Origin of the sequence: Streptomyces sp. NPDC047043 (assembly GCF_040644055.1) — a bacterium.
In the GTDB taxonomy this organism is placed as follows: Bacteria; Actinomycetota; Actinomycetes; order Streptomycetales; family Streptomycetaceae; genus Streptomyces.
Map to the genome: position 1 here is coordinate 89387 of NZ_JBEYVO010000040.1, position 23238 is coordinate 112624.

At 71.2% G+C, this 23238-nt stretch carries 24 protein-coding genes; 12 read left to right on the plus strand and 12 right to left on the minus strand.

Annotated features, from left to right (window positions below; all coding sequences use genetic code 11):
• Positions 1–10: 10 nt before the first annotated feature.
• From ABZ880_RS45325 to ABZ880_RS45345, 5 genes are all read left to right on the plus strand, one after another.
• On the plus strand, positions 11–829 hold the full coding sequence (locus tag ABZ880_RS45325) for a heme ABC transporter ATP-binding protein (RefSeq protein WP_361276531.1): 819 nt from the start codon (positions 11–13) through the stop codon (positions 827–829).
• Between the two features lie 189 nt (positions 830–1018).
• The gene (gene efeO, locus ABZ880_RS45330) at positions 1019–2158 is read left to right on the plus strand and encodes an iron uptake system protein EfeO (RefSeq protein WP_361276533.1); all 1140 of its coding nucleotides are present in this window, start codon (positions 1019–1021) and stop codon (positions 2156–2158) included.
• A gap of 11 nt (positions 2159–2169) precedes the next feature.
• Positions 2170–3450, plus strand: coding sequence for an iron uptake transporter deferrochelatase/peroxidase subunit (gene efeB, locus ABZ880_RS45335; RefSeq protein ID WP_361276536.1), 1281 nt, complete (start codon positions 2170–2172; stop codon positions 3448–3450).
• Positions 3451–3453: 3 nt separating this feature from the next.
• Entirely contained in the window at positions 3454–4326 is an 873-nt protein-coding gene (gene efeU / locus ABZ880_RS45340; protein WP_361276539.1) for an iron uptake transporter permease EfeU, read from the plus strand.
• Positions 4286–5287: a hypothetical protein gene (locus ABZ880_RS45345; RefSeq protein ID WP_361276542.1), complete on the plus strand. Its 1002-nt coding sequence runs from the start codon at positions 4286–4288 to the stop codon at positions 5285–5287. Before efeU ends, ABZ880_RS45345 begins: the two co-directional genes overlap by 41 nt.
• 7 nt (positions 5288–5294) lie before the next feature.
• On the opposite strand, the gene ABZ880_RS45350 is transcribed toward ABZ880_RS45345, so the two are convergent.
• From ABZ880_RS45350 to ABZ880_RS45370, 5 genes are all read right to left on the minus strand, one after another.
• A complete protein-coding gene (locus tag ABZ880_RS45350; protein ID WP_361276544.1) occupies positions 5295–6032 on the minus strand; it encodes a bifunctional DNA primase/polymerase in 738 nt (245 codons plus the stop codon).
• 38 nt (positions 6033–6070) lie between these two features.
• Positions 6071–6751 (minus strand): TetR/AcrR family transcriptional regulator, encoded by a 681-nt coding sequence (locus ABZ880_RS45355; protein ID WP_361276546.1) that lies wholly within the window; start codon positions 6749–6751, stop codon positions 6071–6073.
• 25 nt (positions 6752–6776) lie between these two features.
• Entirely contained in the window at positions 6777–7772 is a 996-nt protein-coding gene (locus ABZ880_RS45360) for a small ribosomal subunit Rsm22 family protein (protein ID WP_361276548.1), read from the minus strand.
• 382 nt (positions 7773–8154) lie between these two features.
• Positions 8155–9345, minus strand: coding sequence for a serine hydrolase domain-containing protein (locus tag ABZ880_RS45365; RefSeq protein ID WP_361276551.1), 1191 nt, complete (start codon positions 9343–9345; stop codon positions 8155–8157).
• The gene (locus ABZ880_RS45370; RefSeq protein ID WP_361276554.1) at positions 9297–10595 is read right to left on the minus strand and encodes a multidrug effflux MFS transporter; all 1299 of its coding nucleotides are present in this window, start codon (positions 10593–10595) and stop codon (positions 9297–9299) included. The genes ABZ880_RS45365 and ABZ880_RS45370 overlap by 49 nt, the downstream gene beginning before the upstream one ends.
• A 116-nt stretch (positions 10596–10711) precedes the next feature.
• Here ABZ880_RS45370 and ABZ880_RS45375 point away from each other — a divergent pair, with 116 nt between their 5' ends.
• Positions 10712–11758: a Gfo/Idh/MocA family oxidoreductase gene (locus ABZ880_RS45375; RefSeq protein WP_361276557.1), complete on the plus strand. Its 1047-nt coding sequence runs from the start codon at positions 10712–10714 to the stop codon at positions 11756–11758.
• On the opposite strand, the gene ABZ880_RS45380 is transcribed toward ABZ880_RS45375, so the two are convergent.
• Positions 11745–13388 (minus strand): alkaline phosphatase D family protein, encoded by a 1644-nt coding sequence (locus tag ABZ880_RS45380; protein WP_361276559.1) that lies wholly within the window; start codon positions 13386–13388, stop codon positions 11745–11747. The two genes, ABZ880_RS45375 and ABZ880_RS45380, sit on opposite strands and share 14 nt — an antisense overlap.
• A 131-nt stretch (positions 13389–13519) precedes the next feature.
• Here ABZ880_RS45380 and ABZ880_RS45385 point away from each other — a divergent pair, with 131 nt between their 5' ends.
• Complete coding sequence (locus ABZ880_RS45385) at positions 13520–14290, plus strand: SDR family oxidoreductase (protein WP_361276562.1); 771 nt, start codon at positions 13520–13522, stop codon at positions 14288–14290.
• A gap of 240 nt (positions 14291–14530) precedes the next feature.
• Here the strand turns inward: ABZ880_RS45385 and ABZ880_RS45390 are convergent, their stop codons facing one another.
• A complete protein-coding gene (locus tag ABZ880_RS45390) occupies positions 14531–15679 on the minus strand; it encodes a serine hydrolase (RefSeq protein ID WP_361276565.1) in 1149 nt (382 codons plus the stop codon).
• 200 nt (positions 15680–15879) lie between these two features.
• Here ABZ880_RS45390 and ABZ880_RS45395 point away from each other — a divergent pair, with 200 nt between their 5' ends.
• Both ABZ880_RS45395 and ABZ880_RS45400 read left to right on the plus strand, forming a co-directional pair.
• On the plus strand, positions 15880–17349 hold the full coding sequence (locus tag ABZ880_RS45395; protein WP_361276568.1) for an ABC transporter permease: 1470 nt from the start codon (positions 15880–15882) through the stop codon (positions 17347–17349).
• A gap of 80 nt (positions 17350–17429) precedes the next feature.
• A complete protein-coding gene (locus tag ABZ880_RS45400; RefSeq protein WP_361276571.1) occupies positions 17430–18146 on the plus strand; it encodes an ABC transporter ATP-binding protein in 717 nt (238 codons plus the stop codon).
• Positions 18147–18174: 28 nt separating this feature from the next.
• Here the strand turns inward: ABZ880_RS45400 and ABZ880_RS45405 are convergent, their stop codons facing one another.
• On the minus strand, positions 18175–19155 hold the full coding sequence (locus ABZ880_RS45405; RefSeq protein WP_361276574.1) for an aldo/keto reductase: 981 nt from the start codon (positions 19153–19155) through the stop codon (positions 18175–18177).
• A 45-nt stretch (positions 19156–19200) separates the two neighbouring features.
• The gene (locus ABZ880_RS45410) at positions 19201–19527 is read right to left on the minus strand and encodes a nuclear transport factor 2 family protein (RefSeq protein ID WP_361276577.1); all 327 of its coding nucleotides are present in this window, start codon (positions 19525–19527) and stop codon (positions 19201–19203) included.
• 131 nt (positions 19528–19658) lie between these two features.
• Between ABZ880_RS45410 and ABZ880_RS45415 the strand changes: the two genes are divergently transcribed.
• Positions 19659–20237 (plus strand): DoxX family membrane protein, encoded by a 579-nt coding sequence (locus tag ABZ880_RS45415; RefSeq protein WP_361276580.1) that lies wholly within the window; start codon positions 19659–19661, stop codon positions 20235–20237.
• A 139-nt stretch (positions 20238–20376) separates the two neighbouring features.
• On the plus strand, positions 20377–20760 hold the full coding sequence (locus tag ABZ880_RS45420; protein ID WP_361276582.1) for a MazG-like family protein: 384 nt from the start codon (positions 20377–20379) through the stop codon (positions 20758–20760).
• On the opposite strand, the gene ABZ880_RS45425 is transcribed toward ABZ880_RS45420, so the two are convergent.
• A complete protein-coding gene (locus ABZ880_RS45425; RefSeq protein ID WP_361276585.1) occupies positions 20741–21142 on the minus strand; it encodes a DUF2867 domain-containing protein in 402 nt (133 codons plus the stop codon). The genes ABZ880_RS45420 and ABZ880_RS45425 overlap by 20 nt on opposite strands.
• Before the next feature lie 45 nt (positions 21143–21187).
• Between ABZ880_RS45425 and ABZ880_RS45430 the strand changes: the two genes are divergently transcribed.
• The gene (locus tag ABZ880_RS45430) at positions 21188–21796 is read left to right on the plus strand and encodes a TetR/AcrR family transcriptional regulator (RefSeq protein WP_361276587.1); all 609 of its coding nucleotides are present in this window, start codon (positions 21188–21190) and stop codon (positions 21794–21796) included.
• A gap of 4 nt (positions 21797–21800) precedes the next feature.
• Here the strand turns inward: ABZ880_RS45430 and ABZ880_RS45435 are convergent, their stop codons facing one another.
• Both ABZ880_RS45435 and ABZ880_RS45440 read right to left on the minus strand, forming a co-directional pair.
• Positions 21801–22568: a LuxR C-terminal-related transcriptional regulator gene (locus tag ABZ880_RS45435; protein WP_361276590.1), complete on the minus strand. Its 768-nt coding sequence runs from the start codon at positions 22566–22568 to the stop codon at positions 21801–21803.
• 67 nt (positions 22569–22635) lie between these two features.
• Positions 22636–23238: biotin/lipoyl-containing protein (locus ABZ880_RS45440; protein WP_361276592.1), on the minus strand; the 603-nt coding region annotated here is incomplete at its 5' end.

A 23238-nucleotide genomic window follows, 5' to 3' on the forward strand; every position in this document is an offset into this window, starting at 1 on the left:
GACGCCTCCCATGAGACTCCTCCGTCCCCTTCCGACGCCACCCGCCCCCGCCACACCCGGAGACGTCCTCGCCGAAGCCGAGTCGCTCCTTGTCCGCCTCGGCGACCGGACCGTCCTTCACGACGTCGACGTACAAGCCCGCTCCGGCGAACTCCTCGCCCTCGTCGGTCCCAACGGCGCCGGCAAGTCCACGCTGCTGGCCGCCCTCGCCGCCGACCTCCCGCCCGCCGCAGGTGTCGTGCGCATTCACGGCCGGCCGGCGAACGAGTGGTCCGCGCCCGAACTCGCCCTGCGCCGCGCCGTGCTCCCCCAGTCGGCCGCCCTGTCCTTCCCCTTCAGCGTCGAGGAGGTCGTCCGCATGGGCCGCGCACCGCACGCCGCCTCCCCCGCCGAGGACGACCGGGTCGTCGCAGAGGCCATGGCCGCCACCGACGTCACCGCCTTCGCCGCCCGCCCCTTCTGCGCGCTCAGCGGTGGCGAGCGGGCCAGGGTCGCGCTCGCGCGGGTGCTCGCGCAGCGTGCGCCCCTGCTGCTGCTCGACGAGCCGACGGCCGCGCTCGATGTGAGGCATCAGGAGTCGGTGCTGCGGCTGTGCCGGGACAGGGCGCGTCAAGGGGACGCCGTGGTGGTCGTGTTGCACGATCTCGCGCTCGCCGCCGCCTATGCGCACTGGGTCGCGATTCTGTGCGCCGGTCGTGTCGCGGCCGACGGGCCGCCGAGCGAGGTGTTCGGCGAGCGCCTCCTCTCCGAGGTCTACGACCAGCCGATCGAGGTGCTGCCGCATCCCCGCACCGGCGCCCTTCTGATCACCCCCGAGCGAAATCCTTGAATTTCCTTTGACCATTCCTTGGGGTGCGTTTTTGGCCACCGTGATCGGCCCGTGCTCATACACCGTCCATGAGAGCTGAATCACCGCATGGGTGGGTATCACGCAGGCAAGCCTTAGATAAGTTAGGCGAGCCTCACCATCCCTGTGTGAGGCTCGACACGCGATTTTTCGCCAGCCTCAGGAGCCTGCATGCGAGCCGCCAGACTCACCGTCGTCACCGCCGTCGCCACCGCGGCGGCCCTGACCGCCGTCACTGGCTGCACCGAGAAGAGCAAGGGCGACGGCGATGCCGCGATCAAGGTGACGGCCGCCGACTCCAAGTGCGACACCTCCACCAAGTCGGTGCCGGCCGGCCAGGTCACCCTGAACATCGAGAACAAGGGCTCCAAGGCGACCGAGGTGGAGATCCTCTTCCCGGACGACCGGATCGTGTCGGAGAAGGAGAACATCGGGCCGGGCACCAAGTACACGCTGACGGCCGAGGTGAAGGCGGGCTCGTACGAGATCGCCTGCCGCCCGGGCATGAAGGGCCACGGCGTGCGCCAGAAGCTGACGGTGTCCGGCTCCGGCGCGGTCGCCAAGCGCAACCCCAAGCTGGACAAGGCCGTCGCCGACTACCGCGAGTACGCGCAGGAGCAGGCCGACGCGACGCTGCCGAAGGTGGAGGTCTTCGCCAAGGCGATCAAGGCCGGCGACCTCGAGGCCGCCAAGGACGCCTACGCCCCCTCCCGCGTCGGCTGGGAGCGCACCGAGCCGATCGCCGAGTCCTTCGGTGACATCGACCCGAAGACCGACACCCGCGCGGACGGCCTGGAGAAGGGCCAGAAGTGGACCGGCTGGCACGCGCTGGAAAAGGCGCTGTGGCAGGACAAGAAGATCGGCGCGGAGCAGAAGACCCTCGCCGACCAGCTGGTCACCGACCTCAAGGACTGGCAGGAGCGGGTCGGCAAGGCCGAGATCACCCCGACCTCCATGGCCAACGGCGCCAAGGAGCTCCTCGACGAGGTCGCCACCGGCAAGGTCACCGGTGAGGAGGACCGCTACTCGCACACCGACCTGAGCGACTTCAAGGCCAACGTCGAGGGCGCGCAGAAGGCGTACGAGCTGCTCAAGCCGGTCGCGCAGACCAACGACAAGGCGCTGACCACCGAGCTCGACAAGCAGTTCGCGGCGCTGGACACCACGCTCGACAAGTACCGCACCGACAAGACTTCGGACGGCTTCGTCGCGTACGACAAGGTCACCGAGGAACAGCGCAAGGAGCTCTCGGACGCGGTGAACGCGCTCGCGGAGCCGCTGTCCAAGCTCGCCGCCGCCGTCGTGAAGTAGGGGACAACACCATGACGGACACCCAGGAAGCCGCCGCCTCCGCGGAAGACGCCACCTCCAAGGCCCCCTCCCGGCGTTCACTGATCGGCTGGGGCGGTGCGGGGCTCGCGCTCGGTGCCGCCGCGGCCGGCGGTGCGGTCGCGATGAGCCGCGTCGGCAACGACGTGGACCCGGCCGGCGCCGACATGGGCGCCGCGGTCGCCTTCCACGGCGCCAACCAGGCCGGCATCGCCACGCCGGTGCAGGACAGGCTGCACTTCGCCGCGTTCGACGTGCAGACCGACGACCGCGCCGCGTTCGTGCAGATGCTGAAGGACTGGACGGCGGCCGCGCGCCGGATGACCGCCGGGAAGGCGGTCGGCGAGGGCGCCTACGGCGGTCTGGCCGAGGCCCCGCCGGACGACACCGGTGAGGCGCTGGGCCTGAAGCCCTCGCGGCTGACGCTGACGATCGGCTTCGGTCCGTCGCTGTTCGAGAAGTTCGGGCTGGCGGATCAGCGGCCCGAGGCGCTGGTGGACCTGCCGCAGTTTCCCGGCGAGAACCTCGACAAGAACCGCACCGGCGGCGATCTGTGCATCCAGGCCTGCGCGGACGACCCGCAGGTCGCCGTGCACGCGATCCGCAATCTGGCCCGCATCGGCTTCGGCACCGTCAACATCCGCTGGTCGCAGCTCGGCTTCGGCAAGACCTCCTCGACGACGCCGGACGCGCAGACCCCGCGCAACCTGATGGGCTTCAAGGACGGCACCCGCAACATCGCGGGCACCGAGACGGACCGGCTGAAGAAGTTCGTGTGGGTGGGCGAGAAGGACGGGCCGGACTGGATGGCCGGCGGCTCCTACCTGGTCGCCCGGCGCATCCGGATGCACATCGAGCCCTGGGACCGCACCTCGCTGCAGGAGCAGGAGGACATCTTCGGCCGGGACAAGGGCGAGGGCGCGCCGGTCGGCAAGGCCAAGGAGCACGACAAGCCGTTCCTGAAGGCGATGAAGCCGGACGCGCACGTGCGCCTCGCGCACCCCGACTCCAACAACGGAATCACCATCCTGCGCCGCGGCTACTCCTTCACCGACGGCACCGACGGCCTCGGCCGGCTGGACGCGGGCCTGTTCTTCCTCGCCTACCAGCGCGACGTGCGCAAGGGGTTCATCCCGCTGCAGCGCAACCTGTCGGCGAAGGACGCCCTCAACGAATACATCCAGCACGTGGGTTCGGCGCTCTTCGCCGTTCCGCCCGGCGTCCGCGACAAGGACGACTGGTGGGGCAGCACGCTGTTCTCCAAGGAGGCGTGAGCCGTGTTCTCCAACTACCTGATCGGTCTGCGCGAGGGCCTGGAAGCCAGCCTGGTCGTCTGCATCCTGATCGCCTACCTGGTCAAGACGGGCCGCCGGGACGCCATCCGGCCCATCTGGATCGGCATCTCCATCGCCGTCCTGATCGCGATGGGCTTCGGCTGCGTCCTCGAATTCGGCTCCCAGGAGCTGACGTTCCAGGCCCAGGAGGCGCTCGGCGGTTCGCTGTCGATCGTCGCGGTGGGCCTGGTGACCTGGATGGTCTTCTGGATGCGGCGCACCGCCCGGCATCTGAAGTCCGAGCTGCACGGCAAGCTGGACGCGGCCCTGCAGATGGGCACGGGCGCGCTGGTCGCCACCGCCTTCCTCGCCGTGGGCCGGGAGGGTCTGGAGACCGCCCTGTTCGTGTGGGCGTCGGTGCACGCGGCCAGCGACGGCACCCCGCGCCCGCTGATCGGCGTGGCCCTGGGCCTGGCGACGGCGGTCTTCCTGGGCTGGCTGTTCTACCGCGGCGCCCTGAAGATCAACCTGGCGAAGTTCTTCACCTGGACCGGCGCCATGCTGGTCGTGGTCGCGGCGGGCGTGCTGGCGTACGGCTTCCACGATCTGCAGGAGGCCGACTGGCTGCCCGGTCTGACGAACCTGGCCTTCGACATCAGCAACACCATCGATCCCTCCAGCTGGTACGGCACGCTGCTCAAGGGCGTGTTCAACTTCCAGCCGGACCCGACCGTCCTCCAGGTCACGGTGTGGCTGCTGTACTTGATCCCGACGCTCGCGCTGTTCTTCGCCCCGGTAGGGTTCGCCTCCGGGAAGGGGAAGGTGAAGGCACCTGATGAGCAGGGATCGCGGCCCTCGAAGGCTCCGCAGGCTTGACCGGCGCGTACTGATTGCGGCCTCGGCGACCGCTTTGTCGTTGACGGCGAGCGGTTGTGTGGTGGTGCACGGGGAGCGCGAGGTGCTCCCCTCCGCCACCCGCGCCGAGGCCGCCAAGGCGCTCCAGGCGTTCACGACCGCGTACAACAAGGCGGACAAGGCCTACGACAGTTCGCTCGACGCCGAGCACACCACCGGCGCCCTGGGTGACATCGACGCGGCCCGGCTGAAGGCCGGTCATGCCAACAACCCGGACGGCAACCCGGGTTACACGCCGATGAAGTTCTCCGACGTGAAGTACACGATCCCCAAGAAGGCCGGCTGGCCACGGTGGTTCGTCGCCGACGCGGCCGGCAACAAGGGCGGCTCCGCGCGCTGGGTGATGGTGTTCCTGCGGGGCGGTCTGGGCGAGCCGTGGCAGGTGTCGTACCTGACGCTGATGGCGGCCGGTCAGGTGCCCAAGTTCAAGACGGACAAGGACGGTTGGGCCGAGACGGTCGACGTGAACGCGGCCGACCTCGCCGTCGAACCCGCCGACCTGAGCAAGGACTACGCGACGTATCTGAAGAGCGGCCAGGGCGCCTTCGCGGACGGCCCGCACACCAACGGCTGGCGGGCGAAGCGCACCAAGAGCGCCAAGCAGCCGGGGCGGGTCACGCAGTACCTCGACGAGCCGCTGACGAGCGGGGACTACGCGCCGCTGGCGCTGCGGGCGGCGGACGGCGGGGCGGTGGTGTTCTTCACGACGCGCTACTACGCGAAGGAGACGGCCTACACCGGCACTTCGCTGCCCGCGCCCACCGACGCGGTGCGCGCCCTGACCAAGGGCGAGGTCAAGCAGTCGCTCACCATGGAGCTGATGTCCAACCAGGTGGCCCTGGACCCGGCGAAGGGCTCGGGCGACGGCAAGGTGTCGGTCCTGTCCCGGCTGGAGGGCCTGACCTCCGCGCAGGGCTCCTAGGAAATCCTCAGTGGCGCAGGGGCCAGGCCGCGCTCGCGTGGTCGGCCCCCTCGCCGGCGTAGCGGGCGCAGGCGTCGGTGAGGATCTCCAGCAGGCTCAGCGGGTCGGGCAGCGCGTGTTCGAGGCCGCGTACCCAGTGCACGGACCGGCCGTCGTCGCCCGGCAGCCGGGCGGGCGGGACCAGGACGTACGACCCGCGGCAGTGCCAGCGCAGTCCGGGATGCTCATCCGCCGTCTCGGGGTGGCAGTCCAGCTCGCACGGCCACCACTCGTCCTCGTCCTCGGGGGTGCCGCGGGTGAGGGTGAAGAACAGCAGCCGGCCGTCGTCGCTCTCGGCGACCGGGCCGACCTCGATGCCGGAGCCCAGCAGCCGCTCCAGGGCCTGCCGGCCCGCCTCCAGCGGCAGGTCCAGGACGTCGTGGACCATGCCGGTCGCGGTGATGAAGTTGGCCTGCGGCTGGTGGCGCACCCAGCGCTCGATCTGCGCGCGGTCCGTCGTGGACTGGGTCTGCCAGGCGAACGACACCGGGTGCCGGGCGGGGGTGGGACAGCCCACGCGGTCGCAGGAGCAGCGGTAGCCGGGGGCGGGATGGGCGGCGGGGGCGAGCGGCAGGCCCGCTCCGGCGGCGGCGAGCAGCAGGCTCTCACGACCGCCGTCGCCGGCGGCCTCCTTGGGGCGGCGGCCTCGCAGCCACTGGGAGAGCTTGCCCTGCCGGCCGGTGCGACCGCCGTACTCCGCGCTCATCTATCCCCTCGCCTCGCTGTCGTGCGGAACAGCATGCCCTATGGTCCCACCGATCCGTGCTCCGGGGTGCCGGAAGGGACATCCGGAATACGCGGGGCCAGACCGTGCAGCGCGTAGTCGACGAGGGTGTCGGTGTACTCGTAGGTGATCGGGCCGGTGTGCTGGAGCCAGCGCTGGGCGAGCGGGGAGACCCACAGTTCCAGGGCGATGCGCGGGTCGACGTCCCGGCGGACCTGGCCGGCCCGCTGCGCGGCGCGCACGCGGTCGACGTACAGCTGCAGCGAGGGTTCGAGGAGCTTGGCCACGAAGGTGCGGCCCAGCTGCTCGTCGACCACGCCCTCGGCGGCCAGGGCGCGGGAGGGGGCCTCGAAGCGGGGGTCCCCCAGCTGGTCGACGGTGAGGCGCAGTACCGCCTTGAGGTCGGCGGCGAGGTCGCCGGTGTCCGGGATGGCGAACTCGTACTCCGGGCCCGCGTCCCGGGACGCCTGCTCGCTCAGGTCGAGGAAGGCCTCCAGCAGGACGTCCGCCTTGGATCCCCACCACCGGTAGATGGTCTGCTTGCCGACGCCGGCCCGTGCGGCGATGCCCTCGATGGTCGTCTTCGGGTAGCCGACCTCTCCGACCAGCGCGAGGGCCGCGTCGTAGATCGCGCGACGGGACTTCTCGCTGCGGCGGGTGGCGTCCGGGGCCGGTTTGCCGGGGGCGGGCTTCTTGACCATGGTGCGACGGTATCGGTTCGCGGTTCTACGACTTGGGGGTGTACGGCGGCCAGGGGTCGCCCCAGTCGGCGTCCCGGGCCGCCTTGTACAGATCGCCGTGGCGTTTGGTGACCGTGGTGCGGCGCAGTTGTTCGTCCCTCTCGCACAGGTCCAGGAGCACCTGGCCCTTGCGGATCTGAGGCTTGCGCACGACGCGGGAGGCGGCCGGGGCGACCGGGAGGCGGGCGGCGGCGACGTAGCTGAACTTCTCGTCCTCGTAGGGCAGGGAGCCGCCCTTGACCTGGCGGTGCAGGGAGGAGCGGCTGACCCTCGTCGAGAAGTGGCACCAGTCCTCGCCGGGGACGATCGGGCAGCCGGCGCTGTGCGGGCAGGGTGCGGCGACGTGGAAACCGGCGGCGATCAGGCGGTCGCGGGCCTCGATGACGCGGGCGTATCCGGCGGGGGTGCCGGCCTCGACGATCACGACGGCCTGGGCGGCGGCCGCGGCGGCGTCGACGAGGGCGGTGCGGTCGGGCTCGGTCAGTTCGTTGAGGACGTAGGAGACGGTGACCAGGTCGGTGGGGTCGAGGGTGAGCGCGGTCCCGATCCGGGCGCGCCGCCAACTGGCCTGGCGCAGGGCCGGGTTGGCGGCGGCGAGCTCCTTGCCGAGGGCGAGGGCGGGTTCGGCCCAGTCGAGCACGGTGACGCTGCGCTCGCCGGGCCAGGTGGCGGTGACGGCCCAGGTCGCGGCGCCGGTGCCACCGCCGACGTCGGTGTGACTGGCGGGGGTGAAGTCCGGCACGGCATCGGCGAACGCCTCCAGCGCCGAGCGCACCGCCTCGAAGGTCGCGGGCATCCGGTACGCGGCGTAGGCGGCGACGTCGGCCTTGTCGCGGAGGATGGGCGCGTCGGTGGGGGTGGCCCCGCGATAGCTGGCGATGAGCCGCTCGACGGCTTGCGCGGCCCGCTTGGGCGGGAGGCCGTCGAGGAGGGTGGCGAGGGTGGTGCGGAGGGTTTCCGCGGGGGGTACGGGGGCGGTCACCCGGCGATTCTAGGGCGGCCGGTGGGGGTGGTGGCCTCGGAGGTTCTCGCCCCCGCCGCGCCTACCCGTCCCATCCCCAGGGGCGCTGCCCCTTCGCCCCCGCCTGGGGCTGCGGCCCCCGGGACCCCCGCGGGGCTCCGCCCCTGCACCCCGGACCGCCCCCTGGACCCCAGCGGGGCTCCGCCCCTGCACCTCGGACCGCCCCCTGGACCCCTCCCCTGGACCCCTCCCCGGGGCTCCGCCCCGGACCCCGTTCGGCCCGAAGGGCCTCGTCCTCAAACGCCGGACGGGCTGGGTACGGCAAGCGCCGGACGAGCTGGCTACAGCGGGCCCGCCCGGTAGAGGCGCCCCCCGGCGGGTGAAGGAAGGTCGAGCCTCGTCCTCAGACTCCCCCCGACGGGCTGGGGTACACCGCCCTTGCCAGACGCGTGGCCGCCGCTGCCCTCGGTCCGCTGTTTGCCGGCCGGCGTCTCGGATGGACCGTGTTCGCCAGCAGCACCAGGAACGTGTCCGTCGATGGGTCCAGTACCAGTGACGTGCCCGTGAAGCCCGTGTGGCCTGCGGCTCCTCGGCCTGCGAGTTCGCCCATGAACCAGGGCTGGTCCACGGCGAAGCCCAGGCCCGGTGGGGTCAGCAGGAGTTCCACGAAGTCGGCGCCGAGGATGCGGGCGGGGCCGTGGGAGCCGCCGGCGAGCAGGGTGCGGCAGAAGACCGCCAGGTCTCGGCCCGTGGAGAAGAGGCCCGCGTGGCCTGCGATGCCGCCGAGGGCCCAGGCGTTCTCGTCGTGGACGACGCCCCGCAGCATGCCCCGGTCCACCTTGGCCCACGGGCGCCGCTGGTCCTCCGTGGCCGCCGCGCCGGGGCAGGGGCCGAAGTCGGTGGACAGCATGCCCAGCGGCCGGGTGATCCCGTCGTGGATCAGAACGTCCAGGGTGCGGCCGGTGATGCGTTCCAGGACGTGCTGGAGCAGGAGGAAGTTGAGGTCGGAGTAGGTGTAGGTGCCGGGCACGCCCACCGGCGCCTCCGCCCGCAGCTTCGCCAGCCGCTCGGTGTCGTCGGCGCAGTCGTAGAGCGGGAGTTCGGGTCGCAGGCCCGAGGTGTGGGTGAGCAGCTCCCGTACGGTGATGCCGTGCCGGGCCGCGGCGCGGAACTCGGGAACGTACGCCCCGACCCGCGCGTCGATGCCGAGCGTGCCGCGCTCGATCTGCTGCACGGCGGCGACCGCGGTGAACAGTTTGGTGAGGGACGCCAGGTCGAAGGGGGTGTTGATCGTCACCGGGACGCGGGACCCGGCGGGCAGTTCGACTCCGCGGTCGGTCTCGGCGTCGTAGGCGGAGTACCGCACGGCCCAGCCCGCCGCCGCCTCGACGGCGATCACCGGGCCGCGCCCGGCGACCACGACGGTGCCGGCCGCCCAGGGGTTTTCGCCGGTGGTCAGGTCGTGGACCTCCTGGACGAGGTGACGGAGTTCCTCGGGGTCGAGCCCCGCCCGTTCCGGGGTGTCGCTGCGCAGTTTCGGCGCGCTCAGCTCCCTGCTCCCTCCGCACTCGCACGCATGTTCCAGGGACGGCACATTCCCACAAAACAGCCCAGCGCTACCAGTGCTGCCGCCAGTTGGACGACGGCCATCGGCACGGCGGTGTGCTCGCCGGCGATCCCGACGAGCGGGGAGGCGACGGCGCCGATGAGGAAGGAGGACGTGCCGAGCAGCGCGGACGCGGAGCCGGCGGCGTGCTTGGTGCGCATCAGGGCGAGGGCCTGGGCGTTGGGCAGGGTGATGCCCATGGCCGACATCAGGACGAACAGGGCGGCGGCGACGGGTGCGAGCCCGACCTCGCCGAGGATGCCGGCGGACATGAGGAGGAGGGCGGTCGCGGCGGCGATGACGATCGTCAGGCCGATCCCCATCACCTTTTCCAGGCTCACCCGTCCGACCAGCACCTTGCCGTTGATCTGGCCGACGATGACCAGCCCGACCGAGTTCAGGCCGAACAGCAGGCTGAAGGTCTGCGGGGAGGCGCCGTAGATCTCCTGGATGACGAAGGGCGAGGCCGAGATGTAGGCGAACAGCGCGGCGAAGGCGAAGCCGCCCGCGAGCATGAAGCCGGTGAAGGGCAGGTCGGCGAGGAGGCGGCGCATCGAGTGCAGGGCCTCGCCGACTCCCCCGCCGTGCCGTTCGGACGGCGGGAGGGTTTCCGGCAGCTTCGCCCACACGCACCCGGTCAGCAGCAGGCCGACGACCGTGAGGACGGCGAACACGCCCCGCCAGTCCGTCACCCGCAGGATCTGCCCGCCGATCAGCGGCGCGACGATCGGGGCGACCCCGCCGATCAGCATGAGGGTGGAGAAGAAGCGGGCCATCGCCACGCCGTCGTACAGGTCGCGCACCACGGCCCGGGCGATGACGATTCCCGCCGCGCCCGCCAGGCCCTGCGCGAGCCGGAAGGCGACCAGCAGCTCGACGGTGGGCGCGAACGCGCACAGGGCGGTGGAGACGACGTAGGCGACGAGGCCGATCAGCAGCGGGCGCCGGCGGCCCCAGCGGTCGCTCATCGGGCCGGCCACCAGCTGGCCGAGGGCCATGCCGAGCAGACAGGCGGTGAGCGTCAGCTGGACGGTGGCCGCGGGGGCGTGCAGGGAGTCGGTGACCTCCGGGAGCGAGGGGAGGTACATGTCCATCGCGAGCGGGGGCGTGGCGGTCAGGCCGGCGAGGATGAGCGTGACGACGAGTCCGGTGCGGCGCGCAGCAGCGCCGGCGGCCGGTTCCGCTTTCGGCCCGGCCGCCTGCTGTATGTGCGATGTCGGCGCGCCCTGCTCGGGCATGTGCCCCTCCCTTTGCGAGTACTGCACGATCCCGGGGGACACCTCCGGCCCCCGGCCACCTATGCTCTCAGCTCGTACACAGTGCCGAATGTCACAGCAGCGAGGGTGGGGCCGGGATGGCGGCGGAGAGCGTGCGGTGGGGGATCCTCGCGACGGGTGGGATCGCCGCCGCGTTCACGGCGGATCTGGTGGATCTGCCCGATGCCGAGGTCGTCGCGGTGGCCTCGCGCAGCGAGGCGTCGGCGAAGGCGTTCGCGGAGCGGTTCGGGATCGAGCGGGCGTACGGCGAGTGGGGTGCGCTCGCCGAGGACGCGGACGTCGATGTGGTGTATGTCGCCACCCCGCACTCGGCGCACCGGGCGGCCGCGGGGCTGTGCCTGGAGGCCGGGCGGAACGTGCTGTGCGAGAAGGCGTTCACGCTGAACGCGCGCGAGGCGGCGGAGCTCATCGCGCTGGCGCGGGGGCGCGGGAGCTTCCTGATGGAAGCGATGTGGATGTACTGCAATCCGCTGGTGCGGCGGCTGAAGGAGCTGGTCGACGGCGGGGCGATCGGTGAGGTGCGCCATGTGCAGGCCGACTTCGGGCTGGCGGGGCCCTTCCCGCCCGCTCACCGGCTGCGGGATCCGGCGCAGGGCGGGGGCGCGCTGCTCGACCTCGGCGTCTACCCGGTCTCCTTCGCCCACCTCCTGCTGGGCGAACCCTCGGACATCGTGGCGAGAGCAGCGCTCTCCGACGAGGGCGTCGATCTCCAGACAGGTGCACTGCTCTCCTGGGAGAGCGGCGCTCTCGCTTCGGTGCACTGCTCCATCGTCGGCGGTACGGCGACCGCCGCCTCCGTCACCGGCTCGCAGGGCCGCATCGACATCCCGTACGGCTTCTTCTTCCCGGACCGCTTCGTGCTGCACCGCGACGGCCGTGACCCGCAGGAGTTCGCGGCCGACCCGGCCGACGGCCCCCGCAACAGCCTCCGGCACGAGGCCAGGGAGGTGATGCGCGCCCTGCGGGCCGGGGAGAGCGAGTCCCCGCTGGTGCCGCTGGAGGGCACGCTGGCGGTGATGCGGACGCTCGACGCGATACGGGAGCGCATCGGCGTCCGCTACCCGGCGGAGACCCTCGGCGAGGACCGGGGCGAGGGTCTGGGCGAGGTCGTCACGTCGGCTTGAGGCCCTGCTCGCCGATCTCCGTCACGAAGGAGGCGGCCGTCTCGACCGGCGCGCCCTGCCGGGTCACGTACGGCACCGTCTTGAAGTCGGCCCGGGCCTGGGTCTCCCCCAGGGTGATCTTCGCGTAGCCGCGTCGGCCGTCGTAGAACTTCAGGTGCGGGTTGGCGGTCATGTAGGTGTTCCAGTTGGCGGGCGTCTTCGTGCCGTCCTGGCCGCTGACGATGGACGTGGCCACGATCTCGGTGCCGAGTGTGCGCGAGTCGGGGTCGTCGAAGTCGTCCTTGATGTCGAAGGCGTATCCGACGTGCACGTCGCCGCTGAGCACCATCAGGTTCTCGATGCCGGCCGCCTTGGCGCCGTCCAGGATCCGGCGGCGTGAGGCGGGGTAGCCGTCCCAGGCGTCCATGGAGACCTGGGCGACGGCGTTGAGGTCCATGCGCCGCTGGGAGAAGCAGACCTGCTGCGGTACGACGTTCCACAGCGCCTTGGAGTTGCGCCAGCCGTCGAGCAGCCACTTCTCCTGGGCCTGGCCGGTGATGGTGCGGCTGGGGTCGTCGGACTCCGGGCCGGGGATGTGCCTGCCGTCGCCGTAGGCCTGGTCGGAGCGGTACTGGCGGGTGTCGAGGATGTCGAACTGGGCGCGCAGCCCCCAGTGCAGGCGCCGGTAGAGCTGCATGTCCGAGCCGACCGGCAGTTGCGGCATGCGCAGGGGCTGGTTCTCCCAGTAGGCGCGGTAGGCGGCGGCGCGGCGCAGCAGGAACTGGTCCGGCGGCATGCCGTTGTCGGAGACGGCGTCGGCGTAGTTGTTCGCGGTCTCGTGGTCGTCGAAGGTGACGACGAAGGGGTGCGCGGCGTGCACGGCCCGCAGGTCGGGGTCGGTCTTGTAGAGGGCGTAGCGCAGCCGGTAGTCCTCCAGCGTCATGGTCTCGTGGCCGAAGGCGGAGGAGAGCGCGTGGTCGGTGTACTTGCGGGCGCCGCCGGCCGCGTCGATGGCGTACTCGTAGATGTAGTCGCCGAGGTGGAAGACCAGGTCGACGTCGTCCTGGGCGAGGTGGCGGTGGGCGGTGAAGTGGCCGTCCTCGTAGGCCTGGCAGGAGACGGCGGCGAAGGAGAGCGCGGGGGCGGCGCTGTCGGCGGCGGGCGCGGTGCGGGTGCGGCCGGTCTCGCTGATCCAGCTGCCGGTGCGGAAGCGGTAGTAGTAGACGCGGCCGGGTTCGAGGCCTTGGGCTTCGACGTGCACGGTGTGGTGGAACTCGGGGTGTGCGGTGGTGGTGCCCTTGGCGGCGAGGGCGGAGAACGCCTCGTCCTTGGCCATTTCCCAGTCCACGTCGACGCGTTGTGCGGGCATTCCGCCGTCGGGCTGGTAGGGGGCGGGCGCGAGGCGTGTCCACAGCACCACCGAATTGGGCAGCGGATCGCCCGAGGCGACGCCGAGGGTGAAGGGGAACTCGGCGATGCGTGCCGCGTCGAGCGGGGTGGCGGCCGCCGCGCCGACCGTGGGCAGGTCGATGGCGAAGGCGAGCGCGACGGTCGCGGCCGTCAGGCTGAGCATGCGGCGGCGGCCGATGTGGCGGGCGGCGGCACGGAGTTCGGGTGCGTGCCACCGGGACCGAGCTGTTGTGATTGTCATTCTGTCCTCCCGTCACAGTTCAGGGAGGAGGCGTGCGACTGGCCGGAGTCGACACGCGTTTGTCGGGTGCACTGCACCCGGATGGCGGACGGGTCGTCCCACCTGGCAGACGCTCACCTACGCTGCGGCGCATGGATGCCATGCAGACAAAGGTGCAGTCGAGGATCGCGGTGGTGACCGGGGCCGGCTCCGGGATCGGCCGGGCGGTCGCCGTGGAGCTGCTGCGCGCGGGCTGGTCGGTGGCGCTGGCGGGGCGGCGGCCCGGGACGTTGGAGGAGACGGCGGCGCTGGTGCCCGAGGGTGCCTCGCTCGCCGTGCGCACCGATGTCTCGCAGCCGGCGGACGTGGCCGCGCTGTTCGCCGCCGCGGTCGGGCGGTTCGGGCGGGTGGACCTGCTGTTCAACAACGCGGGGACGTTCGGTCCTGGCGGGGTGCCGGTGGAGGAGCTGCCGTACGAGGCGTGGCGGCATGTGGTGGACACCAACCTCAACGGGGCGTTCTTGTGCGCGCAGGCGGCGTACCGGCAGATGAAGGAGCAGGATCCGCAGGGCGGACGCATCATCAACAACGGGTCGATTTCAGCACATACGCCCCGGCCGCTGTCCGTCGCCTACACGGCGACCAAGCACGCGCTGACCGGGCTGACCAAGTCGCTGTCGCTGGACGGGCGGGCGTACGACATCGCGGTCGGGCAGATCGACATCGGCAACGCGGCGACCGACATGACCGCACGGATGCAGACCGGGGCGCTGCAGGCCAACGGCGAGATCGCGGCCGAGCCCGTGATGGACGTCGCCGACGTGGCGCGCACGGTGCGGCACATGGCCGAGCTGCCGCTGGCGGCAAACGTGCAGTTCGCGACGGTGCTCGCCACCGCGATGCCGTACGTCGGCCGCGGCTGAGCCCGGAACACGGGCCGTCAACGCGTCAACTTGCACAAACGGAATGCACCCATCCGCTCCATTGCGGCCGGTCTCGGGCCTATGCTCAAATCATCTTCACCAGAGCTTCACAGTTGGAGCACCGGTGTTCCGCGGTCCAAACCGAGGGGGGATGCGGCAGCCGTTCCAGGCATCGAGTGGGGGTGGATCTCGCGTGGGACCGCGAGGTACGCACCGGTGCCCGGAACGGCTGCCGCCACGTCATGTCCGGCCCTTGCCGCCCGCCTCCGCGGCCGCCGCCCGCCGTCGGCGCAGCGCCCACGCGCCGCCCGCCAGCAGGGCGACCGTGCCGGCCGCGCCCTCCAGCAGCCGCCAGGTCGAGGGGGTCTCGTCCGCCGCTCCCGGGGCGCCGGCCGCCGCCTGGGCCGCCTTCCCGGTGGGCTTCACCTTCGTCCCGCCCTCGCTGAGCGGCTCGACCAGCGTGCCCACCGCCTCGGCCGAGCCGGCCCGATCGAAGCCCCAGTCGAGCAGCGCGGCCGTCTCCTCGTAGACGGCGTTGTAGCCGCTCTTGGGGTGCATCACGGTGACCAGCAGGGTCCGGCCGCCGCGGGTGGCCGCGCCGGTGAAGGTGTTGCCGGCGTGGCTGGTGTAGCCGTTCTTGACGCCGATCAGCCCGTCGTACGTCTTCACGCCCCATGCGCCCGTGAGCAGGCGGTCGGTGTTCTGGATCTGGAAGGTCTTCTTGCCGCCGGCCGGGAAGTTCGCGGTCTTCAGGTGGCAGTACTCGCGGAAGTCGGCGTTCTTCAGGCCGTGCCGGGCGAAGAGGGTGAGGTCGTAGGCGGAGGACAGCTGGCCCTTGTGGTCGAAGCCGTCGGGGCTGACCACATGGGTGTCCAGGGCCTGCAGGTCCTCGGCCTTGGCCTGCATCTGGGCGACCGTCTTGGCCACTCCCCCGTTCATGTGGGCGAGCACGTGCACCGCGTCGTTGCCGGAGCGCAGGAAGACGCCCTGCCACAACTGCTCGACGGTGTAGGTGATCCCGGGCTTGACGCCGACCAGGCTGGAGCCGGCCGGGATGTCGGCCAGGTCGGCGTCGGTCACCTGATAGCGCTCGGTGCGGTCGAACCTCTTCAGGACCGTGTCGGCGAACAGCATCTTCAGCGTGGACGCGGGCGCGAGCCGCTTGTGCGCGTTGTAGGAGGCGAGTACCTCTCCACTGTCGCAGTCGGCCACGAGCCAGGCGGCGGCGGTGAGCTTTTTGGGCAGCCCTGTGCCCTGAATTCCGTCATGGGCAAGGCGCGCCCCGCCGACGACGGTCGAGGCGTGCGCAGGGGTCGCCGCGGCAAGCGGAATCGCGGCGGCGGCAAGCCCCAGAGCGGCACGCCGGGAGAGCGGAGAGGAACCGTGCATCCCGGGAACTTAACACCCATCCAACAGGGGTTTCCTGGCAGTACGCCCTCTACGGCATAGGAATTGGCTGTCTTACGGAATTCTGACCCGGGACCTCACTTTCTCAGCTCTGACACATCCTTTACTCAGTCCGACTCAAAGGTTTCTCCCTAGCTTGTGGCAGCGCCCACAGCGGGCGCCAAGAACCTTCGAGGAACGGGATGTTTGGCATCTATCTCAAGCGCGAGCTGGGCCGCAGAAAGAAGGCGGCCCTGGTCATCGCACTGGGTCTGGCGCTCGGAATCGCGCTGGTCATCACCGTCAACTCGGTGTCGGCCGGTATGACACAGGCTCAGGACAAGGTCCTCAAGTCGCTCTACGGCCTCGGCACCGACATGACCGTGACCAAGGCGCAGTCGGCTCCCAAGGCGGGCAGCTCACAGGGCCCGAACTTCAAGTTCGACGCCAAGTCGAGCAGCAAGACCACGCAGAGCTCGGACCGGGTGATGACGCAGGGCGGTCAGGCCCTGTCGTCCGCGCTGGTCACCAAGGTCGCCGCGCAGAAGGGCGTGGCGGACGCGGTCGGCGCGATCACCCTGAACGTGACCAAGGTCGACGGCTCCTTCACCCAGGGCAAGGCGAAGTCCTCGACGTCCGGCTCGGGATCCGGCTCCCAGCAGGGCGGCCCCGGCGGCAGCAGCAGCGGCGGCGGTCAGCCGCAGGTGCAGGGCGGCGGCGCCTCCTTCAACGTCAACTCCTACTCGGTGGCCGGCATCGACGTCACCGACCAGGCGCTCGGCCCGCTGGCCACGTCGAAGATCACCTCCGGCAAGACGTTCACGGCCTCGCAGACCAACGCGAAGGTCGCCGTGATCAGCAAGTCGTACGCCAAGTCGAAGAAGTACAAGGTCGGTTCGACCTTCAAGATCAACGGCACCAAGTTCACCGTCATCGGCATCGCGACGCCCGACAGCAGCGAGTCCACCACCGACGTGTTCGTGCCGCTGAAGCGGGCGCAGACGCTGGGCGACTCCAAGAACAAGGTCACCACGATCTACGTCAAGGCGACCGACTCCAAGCAGATCGCCACCGTCAAGAAGACGATCCAGAGCAACATCTCCGGTACGACGGTCACCACCTCCGCCGACCTCGCCTCCACCGTGTCCGGCTCGCTGTCCACCGCCTCCAACCTGGCGACCAGCGTCGGCAAGTGGCTGTCGATCGCGGTGCTGGCCGCCGCGTTCCTGGTGGCGGCGCTGCTGACCTCCTCCGCGGTCTCCCGCCGGGTGCGCGAGTTCGGCACGCTGAAGGCGCTGGGCTGGCCCAGCCGCAACGTGACCCGGCAGGTCGTCGGCGAGTCCATGGTCAACGGTCTGCTCGGCGGTGCCCTCGGCATCGGCCTGGGCCTCGCGGCCGCCTACACGGTCACCGCGATCAGCCCGAAGCTCACCGCGCAGCTCGGCAACAGCGGTGGCGGCGGGATGGGCGGCGGCCCCGGTGGCGGCATGGGCGGCCCCGGCCAGCAGTCCGCCTCCAACACCATGGAGATCGCCCTGTCCGCCCCGGTCTCCCTGACCACCATCGCGCTCGCGGTGGGCCTGGCGGTCACCGGCGGTCTGATCGCCGGCGCGATGGGCGGCTGGCGCGCCTCGCGGATGCGCCCGGCCGACGCCCTGCGCAGCGTCTCGTAACACCCCCCTGAGCTGGGGCGCCGCCTCCGACATCCCCCCGGGAGGCGGCGCCCCGCCCCCTACCTTCCTGTGGAGCACCCATGTACAGACTCACCGGCGTCACCAAGCGCTACACGCGGGGCAAGGAGACGGTGGAGGCGCTGCGCGGCATCGACCTCGCCATCGAGGACGGCGACCAGCTCGTCATCCAGGGCCCGACGGGCGGCGGCAAGTCCACCCTGCTGCAGATGATCGGCGGCCTGGACCGTCCCTCCGAGGGCAGCGTCGAGCTGGACGGCGTCGACCTCGCGCGGATCAGCGAGGCCAAGCTGACCCGGCTGCGCGCCGAGAAGATCGGCATCATCTTCCAGGCGTTCAACCTCATCCCGACACTGACCGCGCAGGAGAACGTCGAGACGGCCCTGGTCCCGCTCGGCGTGAAGCCCGCCGAACGCCGCGAGCGCGCGGCCGAGGCGCTGCGCTCGGTCGGCCTGGGCGAGCGCCTCTCGCACGTCCCGACCGAGCTGTCCGGCGGCCAGCAGCAGCGCGTCGCCATCGCCCGCGCGCTGGTCAAGAAGCCGAAGGTGCTGCTCGCCGACGAGCCCACCGGCAACCTCGACGAGGGCACCCGCGACGACATCATGGCCCTGCTGGAGGGCCTGTGGCGCGAGCACGGCCTGACCTTCGTCATCGTCACCCACGACTCGTCCATCGCCCGCCGGGCTCCGCGCCTGGCGACCATCAAGGCGGGGCAACTGACGCTGACCGAGCAGCAGCCTTCCGGCCTGCAGGCCTACGACAGCCAGGTCGCCCACTGACCGCGGTCCGCGGGCCCGAGGGGGCCGTTCACCGCCCGAGCAGCCGGTCGATCTCGGCCATCTGCCCGGCGGTGAGCGGCCCCTTCGCGATCGCGCCGGCGTTCTGCTCGGCCTGCGCGACCGAACGGAAGCCGGGAATCGGGACGGTGCGCGCACTGCGCGCCCACAGCCAGGCCAGGGCGCCCTGGGCGAGCGTACGGCCGCCGCTGGTGAGGATCTCCCGGAGCGCGTCGATCCGGGCGACCCAGTCCTCGTCCGCCCCGGAGCCCTCGCTGAAGCCCTGCAGCCAGGCCGGCGGCCTGCTGCGGATGTCGCCCGCCTCCAGGGCGCCTTGCCGCTTGCCCGCCAGCAACCCCATGGCCAGCGGGCTGCGGTTGATGCTGGCGAGATCCGCCTCGTCGCACAGCGCGAACATGTCGGGCGCGTCCTGCAGCACATTGGCCGCGTGCTGTACGGCCGCGCAGTGCTCCCCCTCCGCGAACACGGCGGCGCGGGCCGGGTCGTCGGTGCTCCAGGCGTAGGCGCGGATGAGCCCCTCCGCCACGAACTCCTCGCACACGTCCCGGAGTTGGGCGGCCCGCTCGGGCTCGGCGTCGGAGATGTGCAGCTGGTAGAGGTCGACGTAGTCGGTGTCCAGCCGCTTCAGCGACGCGGTCAGCGCGCGGCGGGCGTGCGCCGGGGAGTCGTCGCGGCCGGTGAGGGTGCGGGTCTCCTCGTCGAAGACGTTGCCCCACTTGGTGGCTACGACGACGTCGGCGCGGCGCTTGCCCAGCGCCCGGCCGAGGATGCGCTCGCTGTGTCCGGTGCCGTAGGTGTCGGCGGTGTCGAAGAAGCTCACGCCGAGGTCGAGGGCGCGCCGGATCGCCCGTACGGACTCCTCGTCGTCGACCTTGCCCCAGCCCAGCGGCTGGCCTTCCGTGTTCTGCCACTCACCGCCGATGGCCCAGCAGCCGAAGCCGAGAGCGCTTACTGCGATGCCGCTGCGACCGAGGGTCCTGTTCGTCTCCATACCGCCGGACACTAGGAGTTGGAGTGCACCCTAGGGCAAGGGTTTTCACGCCTGTCCGGTCTCGAAGCGGGTGATGCGGCCGTCGTCGTCGACCGTGAAGCTCCAGCGGGTGCGCATCTCGCCCCAGGCGTCGTTGCGGTAGTGGGCGACGAGGGCGCGGCCGCCCTGGGACTCGTTGTCGACGTCCAGGTGGCCGTTGGAGAGGAAGATCTCCCGGTCGATCCATTCGGTGAGATCGCGGTCGGAGCCGTCGTCCGACATGGTCGCGTCGTCCGAGAGCAGGGACAGGAACGCCTCGCGGTCGTGGGCGTTGACGGCGGCGACGAATGCGCGGACTGCCGGGTCGCTGAGTTTGGCGGGCTGAATCGTCATGGCAGCCAGACTCACACCGCCCGCAGGGCGCCGCCACCCGAACGGCTGCGCGGATCGGTCCGCCGGGTGTGAGGGGTGGGACGGTGGAAACGCGGAGGGGGTCGTTCCTGCTTCCTGTTCAAGGAGTCACCGTGAGTTCTTACGACCGACGTGATCTGGGCCTGCTGCTGCTCCGGGTGGGTACCGGCGGTGTGCTGGCCGCGCATGGCGCTCAGAAACTGCTCGGCTGGTTCGGCGGGCACGGCATCGAGGGGACCGGCCAGTTCATGGAGTCCGTCGGCTACTCGCCGGGCCGGGCGAGCGCCACGGCGGCGGGCCTTGCGGAGGCCGGCGGCGGCACGCTGCTGGCGCTGGGCCTGGCGACCCCGGCGGCGGGTGCGGCGGCGGCCGGCGCGATGGCGGGCGCGTCCGCGGTGCACGCCCCGAACGGCTTCTTCAACATGGAGGGCGGCTACGAGTACGCGGCGACCCTGGGCCTGGCCGCCACCGGCCTCGCCATCGCGGGCCCCGGCCGCCTCTCCCTCGACCACGCCCTCGGCCATGTCTTCGACCGGGGCTGGATGGTCCCGGCGGCGCTGGGGGCGACGGCGGCGGTCACCGCGCTGGTCGTGGGAGCGCGCAACAAGAGGGTGCACAAGCCGGAGAAGGACGAGGCGGCGGACGAGTTCAGCTCGCAGGAGGCGCTGTTCGGGGAGGGACCGGCGTCGTAGGAGCCGCGTTCGGCAAGGGACCGGCGTCGCAGGAGCCGCGTTCGGCAAGGGACCGGTGTCGCAGGAGCCGCGTTCGGCAAGGGACCGGTGTCGCAGGAGCCGCTGTTCGAGGGGTGACCGGCGTGGGCAGGCTGGGCCCATGACTGATCAGCCCACCGCCCCCGCCGGCAGCGACTCCCCCGAACTCTGGTCCTGCGTCGACGCCCTGTGGACCTGGCTGGACGGCAACCGTCCGCACGGCGGCCGCGAGGGCCTGCTTCTGCGCATGCTGAAGCTGTCGGAGGAGGTCGGCGAGGTCGCCGAGGCGGTGATCGGCGCGACCGGGCAGAACCCGCGCAAGGGCGTCACCCATACCTGGGAGGACGTCCAGGGCGAGCTCTGCGACGTCGTGATCACCGCGCTGGTGGCCCTGCGCACGCTGACGCCGGACACCCGCCAGGTCTTCGCGCGGCATCTGGCGCGGGTGACGGAACGGTCGCTGGGAACAACCGCACCGGGTTCCGCTACACCGGGTTCCGTGTAGCGAGAGCGAGCCGGCGGTGGGTGCGGACCATCATGGCGCGGGCCATGAAGGGGTGCACCCGCTTGACCACGCCCCAATACAGCCTGGACTGCCAGGCGTTGGTCTTCACCGAGCTGCACAGGGTCACGTGCTTGTCGTCGACGACGATCGAGGCCCAGGCGTCGAGACCGGCCGTGCTCACGTTCATCAGGGCCTCGCCGTCCTGCTTGGCGGCGATCGGGAAGGCGTCGCGCAGGATGCCCGTCCAGGCCGCCGGGTCGCGCGGCATGCCGGGCAGCAGCTCCATCGCGTACGCGTCCTGGTAGTCGGGCCGGTCCACGGCTGTCCTGATCAGCCGGGCGCCTTCGGGAAACCGCACCGCTACGGGCTTGTCCTTGAGCATCGCATGCCTCCATACGCTGGCGTATGGTCAACCATACGGTACCGTATGGTCATGGTGCAACGGCAGCAGACGGAGCAGGGGCGGCGGTCCGGAAAGGCCAGGCTCAGCGCCCGCGACTGGGCGGACGCCGCGCTCGCCGCCATCGGCGAGGGCGGCGGCCTCGCGGCGGTGGCGGTCGAGCCGCTCGCCGCCCGCCTCGGCGCGACGAAGGGCAGCTTCTACTGGCACTTCGGCAACCGCGAGGCGCTGATCGAGGCCGCCCTCGCCCGCTGGGTGGAGGCGAACACCGACGAGATCATCGCGGCGGTGGAGACCGAGCCGGATGCGGAGAAGCGCCTGCGCAGGCTGTTCACCGCGGTCACCAAGCCGGCCGCCACCGATCCGCTGGAGGTCTCGCTGCTCGCCAGCACCGACCACCCCCAGGTCGCCGCCGCGCTGCGCCAGGTCACCGAGCGCCGGATCGGCTACCTGGCCGGGCTCTTCGGCGAGCTGGGCTTCGCCGAGGCGGAGGCGCGACGGCGCGCGCTCATGGCGTACAGCTTCTATCTGGGACACACCCAGCTCGGCCACGCCGCGCCGTCCGTACTGCCCTCCCCCGAGGAGTTCCCGGCGTATCTGGAGGCGACGATGGATGCGCTCCTCAGACCCGCCTAGCCGCTCATGCCGCCTTGGCCTCCGGAGTGAGCAGACCCAGTTCGACGGCCTGTACACCGGCCTGGAAGCGGGACACGGCCCCCAACTCCTGCATCAGCTCGGCGACATGACGGCGATACGTGCGCACGGACAGGCCCAGGCTCTGGGCCGCCGCCTCGTCGGTGCTCCCCGCGGTGAGGCAGCTCAGCACCTGGCGGGCGATCTCGGTACGGCCGCGCGGGCTCACCCTGCGATAGCTCTGCGCGGGCGTCGCCGTCGACCAGGCACCGGTGAACAGCGTGTCCAGCGCGCGCAGCACCATCGGCACGCGGATGGTCACCGCCTGCGAGCCCGCCCCGCCGAACTCGGCCCGCATCAGCGCCATCCGCTCGTCCACGATCAGTACTTCCTGGTGCTGGTGCGCCGCGATCCTGACGTCGAACGCGGCCCGTGCCGGCAAGGGCGTCAGATGGCGTCGCACATTGCGGTCGTCGAGGATCCCCGGTCCTCCGAGCACGCGGACCCCGACTCCGGCGGCGGAGATCTCGCGCAGCATGTCGAGCAGTCCGCTCAGCGCCTCCGACATGGTCACCCGGCACGGCAGCGCCAGCGACACGGAGCGTCGTGCGGTGGAGATCAGGCGCTCGGCGGTGCGCCTGATCCGTGCGTTGCTGGGATCGGACACCACGGTCAGGGCGCCCTGGCCGGCGCCCGCCCGGTGCCTGGTCTTGGACACCGCGTCCTCGACCAGCGCCCGCATCTGGAGCAACGTCTGCTCCAGTTCGTCCCCCATGTTCAGCCTTCCTGATCAGTTCTGGTCAGTGCGTGTGGCGGTCGGTTCTTGTGGTCAGTTCTTGTGGTCAGTCCTTGATTTCGCAGATCGTGGCGCCGGAGGTGACAGCGGCGCCTGCCTCGGCGGAAAGCCCCTTGACGGTGCCGGACTTGTGGGCGTTCAGAGGCTGTTCCATCTTCATTGCCTCGAGTACGACGACCAGGTCCCCCTCTTCGACCTGCTGGCCGTCCTCGACGGCGACCTTGACGATCGTGCCCTGCATCGGCGAGGCGAGGACATCGCCCGAGGCGGCCGGGCCGGACTTCTTCGCCGTACGGCGCTTGGGTTTCCCATCCGTCGCCGATCCTGTGATCGCTCCGACGCGGGAGGCGGGGATCGACACCTCGAGCCGCCTGCCGCCGACCTCGACGACGACGGTCTCCCGGCCCGGCTCCTCCTGCTCGGTCTCGCCGGGAGTGGGAGCAGCGAAGGGCGGGATGTCGTTGACGAACTCGGTCTCGATCCAGCGGGTGTGGACCGTGAAGGGTTCGGCGGTGAAGGCGGGGTCGGCAACTGCCTTGCGGTGGAAGGGGATCGCGGTGGCCATGCCCTCGACGGTGAACTCGTCGAGCGCCCGGGCGGCCCGTTCCAGGGCCTCCTTGCGGGTACGGCCCGTCACGATCAGCTTGGC